The sequence below is a fragment of the Aquimarina besae genome (assembly GCF_042434905.1).
GTDB lineage: Bacteria > Bacteroidota > Bacteroidia > Flavobacteriales > Flavobacteriaceae > Aquimarina.
In genome coordinates this window covers 5,015,463-5,034,716 of sequence record NZ_CP170199.1, presented here as the reverse complement: position 1 = coordinate 5,034,716, position 19,254 = coordinate 5,015,463, and the positions used below count along the sequence as shown (strand labels likewise).

General features: G+C 33.2%; 17 protein-coding genes. 5 read left to right on the top strand and 12 right to left on the bottom strand.

The features are described 5' to 3' along the window. Window positions 1-24 precede the first annotated feature (24 nt). Entirely contained in the window at window positions 25-468 is a 444-nt protein-coding gene (locus ACE94K_RS22300; RefSeq protein ID WP_378177872.1) for a hypothetical protein, read from the top strand. Here the strand turns inward: ACE94K_RS22300 and ACE94K_RS22295 are convergent. From ACE94K_RS22295 to ACE94K_RS22255, 9 genes are all read right to left on the bottom strand, one after another. Beyond that, window positions 461-649 (bottom strand): hypothetical protein, encoded by a 189-nt coding sequence (locus ACE94K_RS22295; protein WP_378177869.1) that lies wholly within the window; start codon window positions 647-649, stop codon window positions 461-463. The two genes, ACE94K_RS22300 and ACE94K_RS22295, sit on opposite strands and share 8 nt — an antisense overlap. Continuing rightward, complete coding sequence (locus tag ACE94K_RS22290) at window positions 649-1,317, bottom strand: hypothetical protein (protein ID WP_378177866.1); 669 nt, start codon at window positions 1,315-1,317, stop codon at window positions 649-651. The genes ACE94K_RS22295 and ACE94K_RS22290 overlap by 1 nt, the downstream gene beginning before the upstream one ends. Next, window positions 1,289-1,429: a hypothetical protein gene (locus ACE94K_RS22285; RefSeq protein WP_378177863.1), complete on the bottom strand. Its 141-nt coding sequence runs from the start codon at window positions 1,427-1,429 to the stop codon at window positions 1,289-1,291. The genes ACE94K_RS22290 and ACE94K_RS22285 overlap by 29 nt, the downstream gene beginning before the upstream one ends. A 727-nt stretch (window positions 1,430-2,156) precedes the next feature. Continuing rightward, the gene (locus tag ACE94K_RS22280; RefSeq protein WP_378177860.1) at window positions 2,157-2,639 is read right to left on the bottom strand and encodes a hypothetical protein; all 483 of its coding nucleotides are present in this window, start codon (window positions 2,637-2,639) and stop codon (window positions 2,157-2,159) included. Between the two features lie 101 nt (window positions 2,640-2,740). Continuing rightward, complete coding sequence (locus ACE94K_RS22275; RefSeq protein WP_378177857.1) at window positions 2,741-4,030, bottom strand: HNH endonuclease; 1,290 nt, start codon at window positions 4,028-4,030, stop codon at window positions 2,741-2,743. A gap of 239 nt (window positions 4,031-4,269) precedes the next feature. Further along, window positions 4,270-5,025, bottom strand: coding sequence for a DUF2321 domain-containing protein (locus tag ACE94K_RS22270; protein WP_378177854.1), 756 nt, complete (start codon window positions 5,023-5,025; stop codon window positions 4,270-4,272). Between the two features lie 286 nt (window positions 5,026-5,311). Then, window positions 5,312-6,094, bottom strand: coding sequence for a hypothetical protein (locus tag ACE94K_RS22265; RefSeq protein WP_378177852.1), 783 nt, complete (start codon window positions 6,092-6,094; stop codon window positions 5,312-5,314). A 269-nt stretch (window positions 6,095-6,363) separates the two neighbouring features. Beyond that, window positions 6,364-6,870 carry a GNAT family N-acetyltransferase gene (locus tag ACE94K_RS22260; RefSeq protein WP_378177849.1) on the bottom strand — a complete coding sequence of 169 codons (507 nt, stop codon included), beginning with the start codon at window positions 6,868-6,870 and terminating at the stop codon, window positions 6,364-6,366. Between the two features lie 75 nt (window positions 6,871-6,945). Further along, on the bottom strand, window positions 6,946-13,059 hold the full coding sequence (locus ACE94K_RS22255) for an alpha-2-macroglobulin (protein WP_378177846.1): 6,114 nt from the start codon (window positions 13,057-13,059) through the stop codon (window positions 6,946-6,948). Between the two features lie 273 nt (window positions 13,060-13,332). Between ACE94K_RS22255 and murC the strand changes: the two genes are divergently transcribed. Then, window positions 13,333-14,685 carry a UDP-N-acetylmuramate--L-alanine ligase gene (murC, locus tag ACE94K_RS22250; protein ID WP_378177843.1) on the top strand — a complete coding sequence of 451 codons (1,353 nt, stop codon included), beginning with the start codon at window positions 13,333-13,335 and terminating at the stop codon, window positions 14,683-14,685. 2 nt (window positions 14,686-14,687) lie between these two features. On the opposite strand, the gene ACE94K_RS22245 is transcribed toward murC, so the two are convergent. The 3 genes from ACE94K_RS22245 to ACE94K_RS22235 form a co-directional block, all read right to left on the bottom strand. After that, window positions 14,688-15,287 (bottom strand): FMN-binding negative transcriptional regulator, encoded by a 600-nt coding sequence (locus tag ACE94K_RS22245; RefSeq protein WP_378177840.1) that lies wholly within the window; start codon window positions 15,285-15,287, stop codon window positions 14,688-14,690. A 3-nt stretch (window positions 15,288-15,290) separates the two neighbouring features. Next, on the bottom strand, window positions 15,291-15,734 hold the full coding sequence (locus ACE94K_RS22240) for a DUF1569 domain-containing protein (RefSeq protein WP_378177837.1): 444 nt from the start codon (window positions 15,732-15,734) through the stop codon (window positions 15,291-15,293). Window positions 15,735-15,853: 119 nt separating this feature from the next. Next, window positions 15,854-16,300, bottom strand: a complete 447-nt coding sequence (locus ACE94K_RS22235) for a hypothetical protein (RefSeq protein WP_378177834.1) — start codon at window positions 16,298-16,300, stop codon at window positions 15,854-15,856. Window positions 16,301-16,528: 228 nt separating this feature from the next. Here ACE94K_RS22235 and radC point away from each other — a divergent pair, with 228 nt between their 5' ends. Genes radC through ACE94K_RS22220 form a run of 3 tightly spaced genes read left to right on the top strand, consistent with a single transcriptional unit; the run spans window position 16,529 to window position 19,216 of the window. Next, window positions 16,529-17,227 carry a DNA repair protein RadC gene (gene radC, locus ACE94K_RS22230; protein ID WP_378177831.1) on the top strand — a complete coding sequence of 233 codons (699 nt, stop codon included), beginning with the start codon at window positions 16,529-16,531 and terminating at the stop codon, window positions 17,225-17,227. A gap of 8 nt (window positions 17,228-17,235) precedes the next feature. Next, the gene (locus tag ACE94K_RS22225; protein ID WP_378177828.1) at window positions 17,236-18,546 is read left to right on the top strand and encodes a polysaccharide deacetylase family protein; all 1,311 of its coding nucleotides are present in this window, start codon (window positions 17,236-17,238) and stop codon (window positions 18,544-18,546) included. Beyond that, on the top strand, window positions 18,527-19,216 hold the full coding sequence (locus ACE94K_RS22220; RefSeq protein WP_378177825.1) for a YjjG family noncanonical pyrimidine nucleotidase: 690 nt from the start codon (window positions 18,527-18,529) through the stop codon (window positions 19,214-19,216). The genes ACE94K_RS22225 and ACE94K_RS22220 overlap by 20 nt, the downstream gene beginning before the upstream one ends. The last annotated feature ends 38 nt before the right edge of the window (window positions 19,217-19,254 follow it).

Here is a 19,254-nt window from a genome sequence, read left to right as displayed (position 1 = left end):
AAATAATTATAAGATTTTATTCTTATGGTTTCAGAAAGATTGGGGCAATACATTGAAAACAAAAACATCAGCTTTTATGCTTTTGAAAACAGTATTGATGCAAGCAGAGGAAGTATATCAAAGGCTGTAAAGGAGGGAAAGAGCATAGGCTCTACTGTAATTGAAAATATTCTTAGTGTTTACGAAGATTTAAACCCTGTATGGTTACTGACAGGAAAAGAAAATATGATTTTGGAGAATAGTGATCGTGTCGTAGATAAAAATTCTCCTAAAAAATTATCAGAGTTCACTCATATAGAAATTATAAACTATATTTCTGATCATATTGAGGATTTCAAGGATATAAGAAGTTTTAGATTACTACTGAAATCTATATACACCGATGACGAGATTTCTGATGTAAGAAATGAAATAGAAGAGCTTAAACGTAAAGTCTCTTCCTTAATCACATCCCAATCCACTAAATAGAAAATTCAATTTTCAATTTCAAAAGCTCTTTTTCTATTAGTAAAGAAGATAAAATATCTTGTTTTCTCTTAATTTCACTTTCCAGATTAAATTCTAAATCTTCTTCTAGAGTTTCATAATCGCAATCAAAGATTTGATTAGATTTCTTTAGCTTATCAAGTATTTGTTTTCTTCTCTCCATTAATCAACCACTTTTTCGAATGCGTCATACATTTTTTGATCAAATTCCTTTTTTTGTTCTTCTACTAAATTTTTAGGCTCATGTTTTTCTATAGTAGAGAACAATTTTTTTCTCGTACCAACAATAAAATGTATGAGTTCTCTGATTTTGGTATTGTAATTAGATAAAGATTTTTGAAACTGAAAAAGAGTAATTGTAATAAGGATAGAAGATAATACTATCACCAAATAGTATGCAGACTTACTAAAGTCCCTCTCTTCATATGTATATGGCCAAAGAACCCAGGCAACGAAATATATAGAAGTAAACTGAAAGGTAATCCCTGCTATAATACTTCCTTTCTTAGCAGATTTTTCTGAAATAAAACGTGATAAATATAGTAGGATAAATGAACAGACAAAAAGAGCAATAGGTAATCCTATGGCAAATAAGAATCTACGCTTATTCGTAAATCCAAAAACCTTATATTTTTCTTTAAGTTCCTTTTTTTGTATTAAGTAAAGATCTTTAGAAATTTTTCCTTCATCATAAGATTTATTCAAGGCGATAACATCAGGAGTTGTCTTCGGATATAGTATATGAATGAAAGGTGCTGTACTTCCAAGTATAGCACCAATAACAATAATAACAAAAAGTATTTTAATTCCCCCTGTCGTCCGGGTCTTCAACTTCTTCTTGGTCGATTTGTTGTAATTCTTCATCTATAGAATCTGCTTCGCAACTTATAATTGTGGTTGTCATTAAAAATAAAAAAAGAATTGGCAAAAAAAATGATTTCATTTTCATAATGTTGTTTTTTACGTTTTATTATTAACTGGATTTTTTATTTAAGTTGATCGTAAATGATTGATTTACAAACCAAAACTAGCCATATTTTTGTAAAAAATTCATAGTAAAATTCTTATTTTTTCGTGGTACTTTTGCTGCCATTTAAACGGTAAAATGGGGGTTTCCAGAGGTTGCCAGAGTGAAATGATACACTATTTTTTCCCTTAAAACGTCAGATTTTTGATTCTGTCTATAAAAAATTGTGATTTTTAGATTTCAATTTACTGATAACCAGCTTTATACAATAAATTAATCACGTAAAATAACGATGGTTTTGCCGTATCTTATTTATTGTTTACTTAAAAATAGACTCTCACCCCATTCATTACCCCCTCTAAGCCCTCAAAAAGGTAGTTCGAAGGATTAATCTAATACTTCGAAGGGTTAGAAGAATGTCTCTAAGCCTTAACGAAAGGGTAAGATGCCCTAAAATTAGGGCTGTAAGCCCATTTTTAAGGGGTCTGAGCCCTAAATTTAGGGATGCCAGCCCGCAAAAAGGTGGTTCGAAGTACCTTTTTAATACCTAGAAGGATGTTGGTCATACATAAAAGGACTGTTGGAAGGCAAGGAGGGGTTAACATAATCCGTAAAAGGACTTTGTAGATGGTGGAAGAGACCTTTAAAACCATTCAAAAAAGAAAATCCTTTTGATAGTTTTATCAAAAGGATTTTTACTTCATTACTGATCTGTATCGCTACTATTGTTTGGAGTAGACTTATTAAACAATGCTTTCATATCCTGATACACTGTTTTGGCTCCTGGCTCATTTTCTCCGGCCAGATAGCGCACCATACGATAAAAACTTAATGCATTGGTATAATTATCGTGATCCAGTAGTGTTTTGGTATCTATTAATTGCTGACTAAGGTTTTCCAGCATTTGTGCACGGCTTTCTACTTGGGTACGTGCTAAATAATCCTTGTCGAACTCCTCTTTATCCAAAAATCTTGGTACCCATTCCGGATGCTGCTCCATATAGTTTTTGGACTTGTCTACCACCAGTTTGTTTTGGTTTGCAATACGACCATATTGTATACGTTGGTCTGCGGTTAAGTTTACCGTTTTACCGGTTAGGATTTGTTTGATTCCTGCCAGATGTTGGTCTAGCTGTGTTAATTCTTCTTCTGTAAAGTTTACACTAATAAGGTTTTCTAATGCCATAGTTTACTGTTTTTTTTGATTATTAAATTATTTTAAAAAAGCACTCTTTGGTTCCATTTACAAAGAGTCACTATAACATAGTGTCGTTAGCATTAGATTTGTTACCGTTGGTTTTGGGATTTTTTGAGTTCAAAATTTAAATTAATTGTGAAATCCCTTTTATTTTTATTTGAAAAATCATAAAAAATCCAGCCTTTAGTTTTGTTAAAATGTTTGAATGTTTCCCAAAATATCTTGAAATCATCCCTATTAATAAATGACTTTTCGTCCTGATCACATAGAGGAACAATAAAAGCAAAAACTTTACAAGTGAAATAAAACTCCCCAACAGCAAAAGGAATTTTCTTGTTATTATTTTTCCTTATAAAGTAGGTCAACTTGGGTTGAGTCGCAAATGAGTGATATGATATCATTTCTGCAATTTTCGGCAACTGTTCAATTTCTAAACTTCCATTAATCCAATCAATGGTTTTTTCAAAGTATGGTAGATATTTTTTATCAATGATTGATAAATAATACTTGCAAAGTGCTTTATAAATATTCTGTAAAATAATTGGTTGGTCTGTTTCTAACTTAACATTGTAATTTTCATCGTTTTCTATTGGTCTATCATCTAAACTTTGAAAGGCTAATTCTACTTTATCTTCATTTTTTAAGGTAAAGTTTTTTCCCTCAAACTTTTTTCTACCTCCTTTTCCTTTTCCTCTATTTTTACCTTTTACGTTAAAAAATGTTCTGAATAATGATAAATATTGAACAATATCAGGTTCGATTGTTTCACTAAACTTTTTGTTACATTCGTCACACTCTTCAAATAACACAATTGTTTTATTCCCGAGTGATTCTGAAATTGCGTGAGCCTTATTACTAAATGTTGTGTCCTCGTTGTTTCTCCCACAGAAACGGCAAATTCTTTTGGATTTATCTTTCTCTCCTATTGCAATTCTTTTTTCTCCAACACCTCCAATAACATAATTCTCCATTAATTCTCCAAACAATTCTGTTGTTTGCTCATTTAGCTCTTTAAATTCCAATCCTTCAATTTCGGCTCTTAGATAATCTCTTAATTTTATGGTTTCTGCCAATTCCATCTTTATATTTGGTAAAAAGAAAAAAGGCTCGTTATCATTTAGCTTATTAAAAAAGGCACTTACCAAATTGAGTTTTGGTAGTTTACTGTTATATTTTGCAACAAAATCGTTTATTCCATTTTTCTTTTCTACTGTGCAGCGTTGTAATGAATTCAAAATAGGTTGGTCAATCTCATTAATCATTACAAATATTGAAATTATGTAATATGCAAAATCTTCTATTTCTTTTTTATTTGGAGATTTTAGCTCAAATCTAATTGTGTCGTCTAAAGCAATAAATTTTATTTGATAGCTGTACATTTTTTAATTTACTCATTATAGATTTATACCACTTATAAATACATTTCCAAAATCTATTTCTTTATCTGTTTTAAAACTAATTTGATTTCTTGGTAATGAATTCTTCACGAACCATAAGTTTTAGATTAAATGTTCGCATCGATTTTATTGTTTGCAATATTTGCAATAAACATCTTTTGGTAGTGATTTGATTTCAAAGCAGAAACAAATGAAATATGACAAATTATTGCTAAACGATTTTAATGTCCTTTAGGAACGATCTTAACTTTTACTTTCATATCAGACTTATTATCATTTAAATCGTTTTCGATTCCTTTAGGATTGCTTACATAACCTTCAGGATCATAAACAAAGCAGTATAGGACTTTACAATTTGGATGTGTTTTATATTTAGTGATATCTATGATAAGTTGTTCACCTATTTGTTTTGCTTTTAAATTAGGACGAGTCTTTTTTACTTCTATTACAATGTTTTCTTTTTTTAGAAGAAAGTCGGATCTGGTTGAGGTTCCTGCATAACTTGGGTTCCATTCTTCAGTTCTAATATCCTCAAAATACATTCTTAATAATGAATGTAATAAATCTTGAGTATCATATTCATCTCTCACGTCTAAAGTTTCTCGATTATTATATCGTTGCCGAATCTGTTTTACAACCAGATGAAACTTGTCAAAAATAGTTTCTAAAAGTAGTAAATTGTCACTGTTAAATTTATTTTTATCCTGAACTTGAGTTTTTGTTTCTGATTTCCAGGGAAAATCTTTTCCACAATATTTACAGATTTCAGGTACAGATTTAACTGTACCTGATATGTCTACTACATTTTCGTAATGAATTTGACCTTCGATGTCATTTCTGCAGTTTGGACAATCTTTTCTAGTTTTCGCCCCACAAGTTGTGCAATATTTTTTATTAAATTCAGGGTAGGTATAATAAGAACTATTAACCCCATGTCCATTTTCACAAACTAAATATGCATCATATCTACCTGCCATATTTCTTATTTTCTCGGCTACCAAAAGTCTTACATAGTATCATATATAAATTCTCTCATATCTGAATTAACAAAATTCATTAACGTATTATAAACTTTTAATGCAGCTATTACCTTTTAATTCTACCTTTTAAAGAAACGTAAAATTCCCTTCAAAACAAAACACTATGTAATCACTTTAGGTTTTTGGGAGCTCTAAAAACAAGTTGGTCTTTAAATAAGAAAAATTACTGGTTTATGTACCTGTCTTTCTGAGAGGGGTTTGTTACCTTTATTATAGTTAGTTTTTATAACTTGATTTCGCTCTTATTATCATATAACTGAGTTTTTTCAGAAAACATATCTTTGATTAACTCTAGAGTGCCTTTTTCAATAATTGGTGTATTTGTATATTTATCTAACTCCTTATTGAATCTTAAAACATAATCTTTTTTTCTTTTCCTGGGATTATTGTTCATTATAATAGAATCAATATTCAATAACCAATTAGCTATTAAATCCATAAATCCAATGAAAGTAATTACGTTAATATAAAACTTTTTTTCTTTTACTCTATTTGAGTCATGTACAATACTGTGTCGTATTTTAATAATAGTGAAAATAGGTTTTACATCTATGTTTGGGATATTAAGAATATCCAGCTCAAAAATTATTTTAAATAGGATGTTAACTCTGGGTAAATTATGGTAGATCACATTTTGCAAAGTTGTTAATGTGAGTGATTCAGGACCTTCAATGACATCCCTTGCTGATAATGCTTTTTGAAAGTTAAATCCTTCCACAAATTTGATAGATTTAGAAGAATCTTTTTTTACAGATTCTATCAAAATATTATGTAGGTAACTTTCCATTATCGAAACAATACTTACCAGTAAATGATTGTAGAGTAAATTTTTATTGTTAAATTTTTTAAGTTTTTCGTAAGTAAGTTTTTCTTGAGGACTAGTTTGTATATTGGAATTCTTAAACAAAGAATGGTTAATAAATTTGTATAATGAAACATTAAGAGCAGTTTCAAAAATATCATCTAGATCAGTTATGAATAGCCTAATCGATTTGCTCTTTTTCATTTTATCTTAATTAACCAAAATATTAAACGGATTTGTCCACGATCACATTTTATATGAGTATTTTAAATAAACATAAAATTCCTCTCAAAACAAAATACTAAACCATCAATCTTGATTTTATGTACTGTAAAAACAATTTAGCCTTGAAATAAGAAAATTATGGGTTTTCGATACAACGATTGGCTTTACAAGACAAACCGCTACTCTAACTGACGTAATTTTCTTACCGTAATTTGCCTTCATACACCTGTGTTGTTTAAAGCGTAATTTTAGGGCTTTCTACTTTTCTTGATTAGTTTTTTGTCACACCAATACCAGGCAACATCTTCGCCACCGGGTTCGTAGGGTGCGAATTTATCAAATTGCATCCCAACTTTTTCCATCACTCGTATAGATGCTTTGTTTTCCTTTATAGCAATGGCGATGATCCTTTTTAATTTAAGATGCTTAAATCCGTATTCCAAAATTGCACGAGATGCTTCAGTGGCAACCCCCATTCCCCAATATTCCGGTAAAAATCTATAACCAAGATCAATTTCATCAAATTCGGGTAAATAGGCCAATCCGGCCCAGCCAACAAACTTCATCTTATCTTTTAGAAAAGTAGCCCATCGACCATATCCATATTTCTTGTAGTTGATGATTCTGGCCTGTATCGCCTGTTCCATTTCTTCTAAAGATGCAACCGGTGGCTCTCCTGTATACTTTTGTACATTAGGATTTGAGTGTAACCGAAACATATCCGCTGTGTCTTTCAGAGTGATTTCTCGTAGCAATAATCTTTCTGTTTCTATTATCCTTTTTATTTAGTTGCTCGAACTAACAGTTTTTACAAAAAGCTATTCTATACATTACTCCACCTTCACTCTCACTCCTTCAGAATGACTACTAAATTCTGGGGCGTACATACTCTGTATGGTGGTGATACCATTAGAGAAATCCCCTTTGTTATTAACCCGCAAGTCATATTCAAAAACATAGACTCCTTTTGGTAAATAATCAAAGAAGAAATTAGTAGCCGCATCTTTGGTGCTTTCATAATAGCCTAATCCATCCTGGTATTTGTATTGAGACAGCACATTGATAGGTTCTAATCCAGAAGCTCGCATATCTTTCATATGCACAAATTCCATCGCACGATCTGATCGCAATTCTATACGTACTCTCACCAAATCTCCTAATTGCAATTGAGTATCGTCTGTGATCTCTGTGATTTCTTCTCCCTTATCCGTATTCTTTTTTAGGAACAGTTTTTTCTTCAGTTTTAGCGGAGTTTCTGCAGCGGTAATCTTGTCCAGGTTTTCAAAATATTGCCAGTACAAAGCTCCCCAAGCAATTCCTTTTCCTTTTTTCGTGATTTTGGCAGTAGCCATATCTTTCTGTATCTCATTTCCGTTCCAGGAAGTTTTAAAATATCCTGTTCCGGCTTCCACTTTTAGATCCTCCATCTGGCTTGGATCAATTTTTTGATCACCCAATACAATTTCCACCATATCTGTTACCGATAACCAATCACTACCTTGTAATAATAATGCATAGACCGCTTCTGTAGTCGCTTTGGTTGTTTTCCAACGGTTAGTTTGCTTATTTTTTAATAGCCAAACTTTCAGGTTATCCACAATCTTCGTCTTTTTAGGTTCTTGCTCGATCTCTGCAAATGCTTCGATCATCAATGCCTGGGTTTCTATAGGTGCCTGATACCAGTACCAGCTTGCCGTATTCGATTTCCAGTACATACCCAGTTCTTCACTGGTAATACTTTTTTCATCTAGTGATTTAATGATTTTAGCAGCCGTAGCAGATTCATTATTTCTATGTAGTATCAACGCCAGCATTCCTTGTGAATACAAACTTCTGTCCAACCAATACTTCTTAGATTGTCCCATATAATATTCCCAAGCTTCATTGGTACTATTGGCTCTGTTAACATCCGAAAAGAAACTACGCATGTATAAGTAATGAAGTTGTGTATAGCTTAGATGATCTTTATTGATGTCTATTTTGTTACGTTTACAGAATCTTTTAAGCTCTTCGTATTCTTTTACGAATGCCCGATCCAGATAACGAACTGCTTTTTGAAGCATATTCTGAGTTTTACCATCTGGATTGGTCACTCCTAATTTTTTTAGATGTCCAAAACCTGCCGCAATATGTTGCGTTATGTAGCGATTTTCAGGTCCTCCACTAAACCAAGGGAAAGCCCCGGAGCTATATTGTATTTGCTGTAATTTGTTCAACGCTCTTTGGAGTTCGTTGTTCATTTTATTCAGGTCAAACAATAATGCAATGCGCTTCTTTTGTTCGGTTTCGCTTAAGGCATCTCTAAGCCAAGGTGTTTCTTGTATTATCAAGGATTTTAATTCTTGATTTTTTTCCAGATTACTTAATAATGCATCGGTGTTTTTCCATTGATTAAATACTTCCTGAATTCTTGGATTAGAATTGGCTATATGACTTGCTAAAGAATTAGCGTAATATCTGGAGAATGTTTGTTCTGCACATTCATAAGGGTATTCCATTAAATAAGGAAGTGCCTGCACCGCATACCAGGCCGGGTTAGAAGTCATTTCTAACGTAAGCTTGTGGTTTTTTAATGTTTTTGATGTGTTGTTCTTTAGTTTGTCTAAAGTAAAGGTCTTGGTCTGGTCAGAGCGTATCCACATCGGAAGGGTTTCTGTAACCATCATTCTGTTAGACAATACAGACAAGGCATTCTGCTCACCATCAGAGAATTCTCCAGCTTTTGCTATGATTTTATATTGAACCGTTTGCACATTATCTGGAATCTTAAGCTCCCAGGATACATTGGTGTTTCCTGCAGCTTTTACAGAAAAATCCTTGCGGATATTTGTGTTTTGCAAATCAATATCAATAGACTTTCCGGTTAATGCGTCTGTTAATTGTAATTCGATAATACCTGTAAGGTCTTTGGCAGATATATTAGAAACTTTAGAACTTAGAATAATTCGATCTCCTTCTCTTAAAAATCTGGGAGGATTTGGTAAAATCATCAATTCTTTTTGAGTCACAGTTTCTAATAGCTGAGTTCCTGCGTTTAATGTTTTGGTATGCGCTAATAGCTGTAACTTCCATTTGGTCAATGATTCGGGAGCAGTAAAGTTGAAACTTACATTACCTTCGGAATCTGTAGACAAATGTGGAAAGAAAAATGCCGTTTCCTGCAGGTTTTTACGGATTTTGATACCTTCTAGTGATGAGTCTTTTTGATCATCTTTTTTATTACTCTTATTATCAATACGGCCAATCGAATCTGCTTCATTTCCTTCTTCGGCAAGCCCTGCTACAGCAACTTCTTCCATTTCTACATCTTCAGACACTTCAGCCATCTTTGCCATTTCCATAGGCGCAGCGGCCGTTTCCATGGCCATTCTTTTTCTGACACCTCCTAAACGATCGTTTCCATAATAATATAAATTGCCAAAATTCAATCCAAACCAGTTTAATTGGTCATAGCCTTGATGTTGGAAACTGGTTTTCCAACCGTATCCATCATAAACATTAAAATTACTATTAGCAAAACTTCTACCTGCCTTACGTTGAGCATAGGAGTAATAAATGGGTCGATTAATTGGATTAAAATACCACTGGTGCGGTCTAAACTGATCTAATGAAGCATCATACATGCTTGCCAATAATTCTGCAGTTACTTTGTCTCCTTTAGGACCTTTGATTGTAAAACTCCAGGTCTCTTCTTGTCCAGGTTGCAATTTATCTCTAAAAGTTTTACTCTCTACTGTGAGTTGCGTAGGTTTATAAGGAACAGAAATGGGTAAAGTTCCGCTTTGAAAACTATTATAATTTGCAAAACTATAGGCAATAGCAAAACCACCTAGATCTTCTTTTTTAACTGGTACTTTGATGGTTTTACTATTGTTAGATAACTTTACAATTTTAGTTTCGATTACTTTATGATCTTTTTCAATATCTAAGGTAACATACATATCTTCTGAAGCTGAATGTAATTTTATGACAACTTCATCTCCGATTTGGTAGGTTTCCTTGTTAGTGGTGATGTCAAATAATTTATGATCCGGGATAGTATCATCTGATTGGTCAAATACAGTTACATAATTAATATCTTTAACTTCTTGACCATATTTATCTTTGGTGTTCAATTCAATCACATATTTACCCGTTTCCCATCTACTAATGTTTCCCAAAATAAGCTGTTGTATACCTTTCTCAGTATCCGTAGTAGCGGCGGTATTATATGTTTTGTCATAAACCAAGTTTCCTTTTTCCCAATTCCTGAAATCATCTTCATTTTTATAGGCATCGTGGGGGTACAACTTTTTAAATTCTTGTTTTGTAAAACCACTGTAATCTGGCGCGTTCCAAGGGCGAGTACGTAAAGGACAATCCGGCGCCTTTAATTTATGGATTTTAACGGTTCCACTATTAGCTATAAATTGATTGTTCAGATTTTGTGTGCTTACGCTAAATGTATGATCTTTCTTCATTTTATCAATCTCCGATGCAATCATAATATTTGCAGTCAAGGTATGATATCCCACATTCACGTAAGTAGTTGTGCTTCTTGTTTCTCCGTTGATATCTGTAACATCTGCAATTACTTTGTAAGTAAAAATTGGCTGATTTTCTTTTGATACACTTTTATCAGGTAATGCTGCAAATGTAATGTTGTATTCACCGGTATCATTAGTTTTAGTTTCTCCGTGTGTGATTTCCTGTTCTTCAGTGTTTCTTGAAAACCAATAGCACCAGCGCGGATATTGCACTTGTCTATATACTCTATAAACTACTTTAGCATCCGTAATATTACTTCCTGCATAGGCAGTGGCGGTTCCTGTTAGTTTTATACTGTCGTTTACCTTATACGTTTCAGTAACCGGATTGAATTTTGTTTCAAATTTGGGTCGTTTATATTCTTCTACAGAAAAAGAAACACTACTGTAGCCATCAGTTTGTATGCTGTAATTTCCAGTTAATCCGGAAGATGGGAGTACAAATTCACCGGCAAAAGATCCATACTCATTAGTTTTGAAAGTTAGTAAGTTAACTTCCTGTCCGTTTACATCGATAAGTTTTGCAAATGTTGATTTATTGGCAACTACTTTAGGATCTTCATTTCCTCTTGAAGACATTATGATACCTTTAAAATATACTATCTGTCCCGGTCTGTAAATACTTCTGTCTGTAAATAAAAAAGAGGTATAGCTAGTGCCAGGACTAGTTCCAGGTGTGTTATTATCACCATAATGATTGAGGTACAATCCATCAAAATATACGTTGTCTTTTCCCGAGGTTACAGTTGCATTTACGTTATAGTAATAGCCTTTTTTAGAAAAAGAGGCTTCTCCTTTCTCATTCGTAGTTAGGGTTTGATTGAGATAGTTTCTTTTATTGTCCGATACAAGTTTTATAGTTGCGTTTGGGATCGGGGCTCCATTATTTCTGTCTATTACCTGAAATTTTGTTTGGCTCGCAGTTTTGTTTTCGACCAGCGTAAGATCAGTGACCTGAAGATTTCCATATGCAAACAAATGTTGTTCGCTAAGATCTTTGGTAGTCGAGCCGACAATAATGTAAGTACCTTGAGCCAATTCTGGAACGGCTACTTCGATACTATGGTTTTGATAATCTTTTTCATCACGCAGTGTAACCTCCCAGGTATTTGCTACTGTCAATTTATTAAGAAAAGCAATTTGTTTTTCTCTTTCATATAGTTGCAAGAACGATTTTAATTGGTTTTGATTGGTTTTTAAAACCTTAAAATAAAGTAGTTCGAGGTTTTTGTAGTTCACTAGAAGTCTTGATGGCTTATAGATAGGAATATAACTTTCTACTTGAATCGTATTGACCTGTTTATCCAATATCTGCTCTTTTAAATGCTTACAGTTATTGGTGCCTCTGGATTTGGGGTATTTGGTAATAGCTTCATCGCATACTTTTATAGCTTTCTGGAGCGTCCATCGATGTGTTTCATTTTGGTCTGGAATATAGGTTGCTGCTTGTGCTTTATAAAGATTTGCAATTTCGTAGTCATAAAGGGTAGAAGAGGGACTACTTTCGTGCATCTTCTTTTCAGATTGTAAGGTACTAAGCAGTTGTTCTTGCTTTTCAGGGAATATAGCGTGCTCAGATACAAACCGAAGACGTTCTATATTAATTTCAATCAAAGCATCAGGCTGCTGATCTCTTTTGTGAAAATTGATAAGGTTTTGATAGATTTTTAAGGCATGAAATTGCAGAGATAAAGAATCTTTTGTGTTCAATTTGACCGTAGAAAATTTCTTGTGATCTTCTAAATACCCAGGAGAATCTATCTCAAAAGCATAAGCCGGTTTTGTTATGGTTGTTTCTGAAGTTTTATAAAAAGCAAGTGCATTGTGAGATAAGAAATCATATAAAGTTGGTCTATAAATTTTAGAATCGTTGGATTGCGTAAGGATGTCATTAAATTTCACTAAATCCGTTTGCTGAGCTAACAAACCGTTCTCTAATGATTTCTGGTAATACAAATGGATCTCTTCGAATAAGGTTTCTAAATCCCAAGTTCTAAAATCTTCCTTATCTACTTTTTCAGATGTTTTGGTTCTATTATAAAATTGCCATCGGTGCTGCTGAAAATACTGCCAGTATAGATTTGCTAAAATACTTTCCAAGATATTTCTGCTCGGAAATTTGCTTTTAGAAATTTCATCTTTAAATTCTTGAATGATATTTAATTGTGCATTTTCTTCTAAAACTAAATGATATTTTGCTTTATATATCAATGTTTTAGTGATCTGATTCGTATTATTCGCTTTCTTGGCTTTGGCGTGAATATTTTCTACAATTTCCAATGCAGATTTAGGCAACCCTTGTCGGTCAAAATCTTCAACTTTTTTCCAATCGTCTTGATAGTTAAGGTTGTCTTGCGCTGTCATATAATGTAGGTTTGTAATAAAGAGTATGAAAACAAGAATGATATATTTTTTCATCTGTTTGATTTTTTGTGTTTGTTAAAACGATAACAAGTCTCGTACCACATTTGGGGTTAAAAACTTGACGAAGGTAAATAACTATATAAAGCTACATAATTGCAACGATAAATTAGGGAAAAGCTTATTTTGTTTAGTGAAAGATTTAGGAGAATGAGGAATTGAGAAGGTAATTGGTTGAGGAGGTACTTAGATCAGTTTTGTTTTCTAAAAAATCATAATTCAAACTTGGTAATAAATTTTATCTTTACTCTTTGAAACAAGAATTAAATTATGCGTGTACATTTTATTGCTATAGGAGGTAGTGCGATGCACAATCTTGCTATGGCACTGCATCAAAAAGGAGACGAAGTAACCGGAAGTGATGACGTGATTTTTGAACCTTCAAAATCAAGATTAGATCGTTATGGATTATTGCCTGAAGCTTTTGGTTGGTTTCCTGAAAAAATAACTACCAATATCGATGCAATAATCCTTGGAATGCACGCCAAAGAGGATAACCCAGAACTGCAAAAAGCTCAGAAATTAGGATTGAAAATTTATTCCTATCCTGAATTCTTATATGAACAATCCAAAAATAAAACACGTGTGGTTATCGGTGGATCGCACGGTAAAACCACCATTACCTCTATGATTTTGCACGTGTTGCATTATCACGAAAAAGAGGTGGATTATATGGTAGGCGCCCAACTAGAAGGTTTTGATACGATGGTGCATCTTACAGAAGATAACGATTTTATGGTGCTGGAGGGAGATGAATACCTTTCTTCACCCATAGATAGGAGACCAAAATTTCATTTGTATCAACCCAATATAGCATTGTTGAGTGGCATTGCCTGGGATCATATCAATGTGTTTCCAACATTTGATAATTATGTAGAACAGTTTCAGATTTTTGTGGATAGTATTGTTCGGGGAGGAAGTATAAATTATAATGCAGAGGATCCTGAAGTAGTTAAAGTTGTAGAGAATTCTGAAAATCAAATTCGAAAGATACCTTATACCACTCCAGAATATAGAGTGGAGGAGGGAGAAACCTTATTGCAAACTCCCGAAGGGGAAATGCCAATAGAGGTTTTTGGTGCTCATAACCTCAGTAATCTTGCCGGTGCCAAGTGGATCTGCCAGCATATGGGAATTGATGAAGAGGGATTTTATGAAGCCATTGCTTCTTTTAAAGGAGCGTCTAAACGATTAGAAAAAATTGCTGAAAGTAATTCTGCCGTTGCTTATAAAGACTTTGCACATAGTCCTTCTAAAGTAAGCGCCACCACAAATGCGGTCAAGGAACAATATAAGGATAGACATTTGGTCGCCTGCCTTGAACTACACACCTATAGTAGTCTTAATGCAGAATTTCTGAAAGAATATGAAGGGGCTCTGGATGCTGCAGATGAGGCCGTAGTGTTTTACTCACCAAAAGCTGTGAAAATAAAACAATTAGAAGAGGTGTCTGCGTATCAAATTGCAGAAGCATTTAATAGAGAAGACCTTATCATTTATACAAATCCTGAAGAATTTAAAAAGTATCTACATCAAAAAGATTTTTCTAATACAGCACTTTTACTTATGAGTAGTGGTAATTATGGTGGCCTGGACTTTGATGAGGTGAAAGAGATGATTTAAACTTAAAAATGCTTCTTAAACAATTCATTTACAAAATTGGAAACATTTTGCTGACTGTTTTTGATTAGTTCCTGTTTAGCATTTTCAATATCTGCCGGTACTTTATCTTGACTAAGCTTAAATTTTCCTTCCCAGTGTTGTACTTCAATCTCAAAACAATGTATATACGGAACCAGACGATCCATTCTGGGGTCATCCAGGGATAGCGTGAAATTTTGATCAGGAGTTTCGAGAAACTCGGTCATTACAACGATAGAATTTTTTATAACGTCTGGATCTTTGATTTCGTTTACAATTCCTCTGGCGTGTGCAATAATATAATTCCAGGTAGGTAATTGTTTTGTAGTATAGATAGAGGGAGAAATATATGTCTGTGGCCCTTGAAAAATCGCTGTAATTGGGTATTTGTTATTTAGTAGTAATGTATGTTGGTTATTGGCATCAATATGGCCTATAAGTTTATCCCCGTGAAAAATAAGCGGTGCGTGTGTTATAAATGGTGTAGTGCCTTTTGCAGATATCAGGGTAGCAAAAGGATATGCAGTTGCCACGCTTTTTATATTTTCTAGATTATAGTCTTGGTGATGTTTAGGAGGATACACAGACTATACATTAAATTGTTGAAGATGATGATCTAAATGCTTGTATTGCATTTTACCCCATTGATCTTTAGTAAATTTCCCGAACATTGGATGTGGATCCCATTCAGAAACAGTTCTTTTTTCAGAGAATTCGTTTACAAGTTCTAATAATTGTTGTTTTTCTTCTTCAAAAACCTTTTCATCCACTACCTTAAGTTTTGGGTGCGTGGGTAAGCTTCTCTTCCAAGGTTTATCATTATACATCGCTTTCTTAAAGAATAGTTTTGCTAATAAACTAGGTCTCATAGGCGGATGTTCCTTCTTAAGTGCTATTTTAAGAGGAAACTGACAATGATGAAACATCTGAGAAATATCCATCTTACCCCACGCAGGAGTACTGGTGTTGGATAATTTATGAATACGATCTTCTATTTCTTTTTTAGCTGATTCGTCAAAGAGAGATTTCATGCGCAATACTATTTAGCAACTAATACTCAAAAATAACAGAATTATTTTAAATAATAGAATATAAGAATGCTAAGCTATTGCTAAATAACTCATCAAAATATCTAAAAAGTAATAAAGAATTAACCTACTTTTTCGAAAACAAGTTTCAATATACCTTCTAGGTCTCCATTGGCAGAAATGTCTGCGGGAGTTCCTAAATTAATCATTAATGGCTGATCTTTAATCTTTCCCATTAAGAAATATTGAAATGTAGTTCCAGACTTAAATTTAAATCCTTTTAGTTGAGACCCAAACGAAGTAAAAGTTACCGCAGTTTTAGATGTGTTATCGGCTGCGAATGCGTCTATGGTTGCATCAAAAACAGCAGTTAACATATCATCACTATAATAGTCCCATTTTATAGATGTTCCATTACACGCTTGCAATTCAAACTCTGATTGTGCTTGACATCCTCGTGGCACTTGTATGTGATTTCCTACTAGGTTGAGAAAGCTGATACGTTTCTTATCCTGTCCATAGAAACTGATAGTAGCCAATAATAATACGAAAGTAAAAATGTTCTTCATAAATAGGTTAATTTGAAGTTGTTAAATTCATTATTTTTAGATTATGGGTGGTCAAATATAGTAAAACTTTCATTTTCAAACAAATATATATTTGAATTCTGTAATCAAATCGACATAAGATCCTATAATTACTAGGATATTTTGAGAAATAAAATATTGTGTTTGAGATAAATAGTTTATACTTATAGTGTCAAAAAATAAGGGAATAATACTACAGAATAAAATTATATGGGTAAAATAAATGCTTCATTTTCGATCAGGGAATGGAATCAAAATGATCGTCCAAGAGAGAAATTGTTAGTCAAAGGGAAGAATTCGTTAAGTGATTCTGAGTTGATAGCTATTTTAATAGGTTCAGGAAACCGTGAGGAGAGTGCTGTAGCTTTAAGCAAACGAATTTTGGCCAGTGTTGATCATCAAATCAACGCATTAGGAAAACTATCTGTAAAACAATTAATGAGTTTTAAGGGTATCGGAGAAGCAAAAGCAATTTCAATTGTTGCTGCACTGGAATTAGGAAGAAGAAGAAAAGAAGAAGAGGTTCCTGTGGTACCCAAAATCACTAGCAGCAAAGATGTGTTTGACATGCTTAACCCGTTTGTTGGTGATCTAGAGCACGAAGAGTTTTGGGTATTATATCTCAATAATGCAAACAAAGTACTACAGAAAAAGCAAATTAGTATAGGAGGGAAGACAGGAACTTTGGTAGATCCTAGAATCATATATAGATTTGCACTGGAGTTTGGAGCTACCTCTATCATTCTTGCTCATAACCATCCTAGCGGGAGCTTGATCCCCAGTCAATCTGATAAAGCTTTGACCCAAAAATTAAAGCACGCCGGAGTAAGTTTGGATATAAAACTATTAGATCACCTAATAATTACAGAAAAGAAGTATTTTAGCTTTGCAGACGAAGCAATACTATAATTAAAAGTATGTTATTAGTTTATGTTCAAGAAATAACTCCTAGAGTATCCTATACTTTTAAGCATATATGTAAAAGAATCTTGGGATTAGAGGTTGATTTTGCTTCTAAAATAGAATCTTTTATTGCGCACGATGGGCCTAAATTATCTTATGGTAAACAACCATTAGGTAAAGAGCTTTATTTTCAAAGTGTAGATCTTTTATTTGAACATGGATTCAATGAGGTAGAAATTCAAGTGCTGCCCTGGGGCGATACTCAATGTTTTTTTCTGGCAAAACATCCGGATGCCGCCTTACCTTTTGATATTTTTGCAGCTACTTTTTATTTGTTGACCAGATATGAAGAATATCTTCCACACGTAAAGGATGAATTAGGTAGATTTGTTGCTACAGAAAGTATAGCGTATCAGAACGGTTTCTTACAAGAACCGGTGGTCGATATCTGGGCCCTTAAATTTAAAAATGTTTTAAAAGAAAAATATCCTGATATAGTTTTTCAGGAAAGAACATTTACTACACTCCCTATTTTGTATGTAAATCAAACCTTTGCGTATTGGCAAAAAGGAATATTGAGGTCATTGGGTGGCGCAATACGCGATCTTTGGCAATTAAAGATCAATGAGGTAACGGATCGGATAAAGGTAATACTCGGAATTAAAAAGGACCCTTACAATACTTTTGATTTTATCATTAATCTGCAGAAAAATAGGGCTAGGAATTGCGTAATGTTTTTTGGACTTGGAGATTATACTAATTATGAAAAGAATATTAATCATAGTAACCCGGAACATAGAGAAGTGATTAAGCATGTTTCAGATTATATTGATGTCGGTCTTAAGGTATCTTATGAAGCTATATCTGATCTGGAAATATTGAAAGAAGAAAAGACAAGAATAGAGAATATTGTGAATAGACAACTTAAACATTCATTATGTTCGTTTTATAAAATAAAATTACCCGAGGCTTACAGAAATTTTATTGAATTAGAAATCAAGGAAGATTTTTCTATGGGATATCCGGGGCAAGCTGGTTTTAGAGCTGGAACTTGTACTCCCTTTATGTTTTATGACCTGGATTATGAAGTACAGACACCTTTAGTGATACACTCGTTTTGTTGTACTCCTAAAAGTTTTGAAAATGCAGAGAATGAATATGCAGTAAAGCAAGAGTTAGAAGCTTACATAGAAAAAATTAAAAAAGTAAACGGGGTGTTTATTCCGGTGTTTAGTAATGGACTTTTTAGTGAACTTAGCGAGCAAACATACTGGAAATCAATATTAGAGTTTATTTGGAGCAAAGATGAAAATAGAAAAAATTAATCATGTGTTTTTTGATTTAGATCATACCCTTTGGGATTTTGATAGAAATTCAGCTTTGGCATTTGAGATGATGTTTGATAAATTCAAAATTCAAATTTCTGTTGATCGTTTTTTATCTGTGTATCAGCCGATCAATTTGCGATACTGGAAATTGTATCGAGAAGAACGAGTAACCAAAACTCAACTTAGAAGAGGTCGTCTCGTAGAGGCATTTGCGGCTTTTGAGAAGCAACTACCATTAGAACTTATAGATGCATTATCAGAAGATTACATTAATTTCTTACCTCTAAATAATTACTTAATAGATGGAGCCAAAGAGTTATTGGATTATTTAATGCCAAAATATGAAATGCATATTATTACTAATGGTTTTAAAGAAGTACAGCATACAAAACTCTCTAATGCCAACATAAAACATTATTTCAAAACGGTAACTAATAGTGAGGAAGTTGGTGTTAAAAAACCAAACCCCTTTATTTTTGAGCATGCACTAAAAGTTTCGGGTGCTGATGTCGACAAAAGTATAATGATTGGAGATAATTTTGAAGCTGATATTATGGGAGCTCAAGCATTAGGTATCAAGACAATATGTTTTAACTATCATCAAGAAGAATTGCCGATAGAAGCTATTCAGGTTTCCGCATTAAATCAAATAAAAAGATACATATAGTAATAATTATTTGTATATTTTCGTTATTGATAAACAAC

Excerpts from the sequence above, each read along its gene's own strand:
- ACE94K_RS22300 (WP_378177872.1), top strand. The coding sequence starts at position 25 with ATGGTTTCAGAAAGATTGGGGCAATACATTGAAAACAAAAACATCAGC.
- ACE94K_RS22295 (WP_378177869.1), bottom strand. The coding sequence starts at position 649 with ATGGAGAGAAGAAAACAAATACTTGATAAGCTAAAGAAATCTAATCAA.
- ACE94K_RS22285 (WP_378177863.1), bottom strand. The coding sequence starts at position 1,429 with ATGAAATCATTTTTTTTGCCAATTCTTTTTTTATTTTTAATGACAACC.
- ACE94K_RS22280 (WP_378177860.1), bottom strand. The coding sequence starts at position 2,639 with ATGGCATTAGAAAACCTTATTAGTGTAAACTTTACAGAAGAAGAATTA.
- ACE94K_RS22275 (WP_378177857.1), bottom strand. The coding sequence starts at position 4,030 with ATGTACAGCTATCAAATAAAATTTATTGCTTTAGACGACACAATTAGA.
- ACE94K_RS22270 (WP_378177854.1), bottom strand. The coding sequence starts at position 5,025 with ATGGCAGGTAGATATGATGCATATTTAGTTTGTGAAAATGGACATGGG.
- ACE94K_RS22265 (WP_378177852.1), bottom strand. The coding sequence starts at position 6,094 with ATGAAAAAGAGCAAATCGATTAGGCTATTCATAACTGATCTAGATGAT.
- ACE94K_RS22255 (WP_378177846.1), bottom strand. The coding sequence starts at position 13,059 with ATGAAAAAATATATCATTCTTGTTTTCATACTCTTTATTACAAACCTA.
- murC (WP_378177843.1), top strand. The coding sequence starts at position 13,333 with ATGCGTGTACATTTTATTGCTATAGGAGGTAGTGCGATGCACAATCTT.
- ACE94K_RS22240 (WP_378177837.1), bottom strand. The coding sequence starts at position 15,734 with ATGAAATCTCTCTTTGACGAATCAGCTAAAAAAGAAATAGAAGATCGT.
- ACE94K_RS22235 (WP_378177834.1), bottom strand. The coding sequence starts at position 16,300 with ATGAAGAACATTTTTACTTTCGTATTATTATTGGCTACTATCAGTTTC.
- radC (WP_378177831.1), top strand. The coding sequence starts at position 16,529 with ATGGGTAAAATAAATGCTTCATTTTCGATCAGGGAATGGAATCAAAAT.
- ACE94K_RS22225 (WP_378177828.1), top strand. The coding sequence starts at position 17,236 with ATGTTATTAGTTTATGTTCAAGAAATAACTCCTAGAGTATCCTATACT.
- ACE94K_RS22220 (WP_378177825.1), top strand. The coding sequence starts at position 18,527 with ATGAAAATAGAAAAAATTAATCATGTGTTTTTTGATTTAGATCATACC.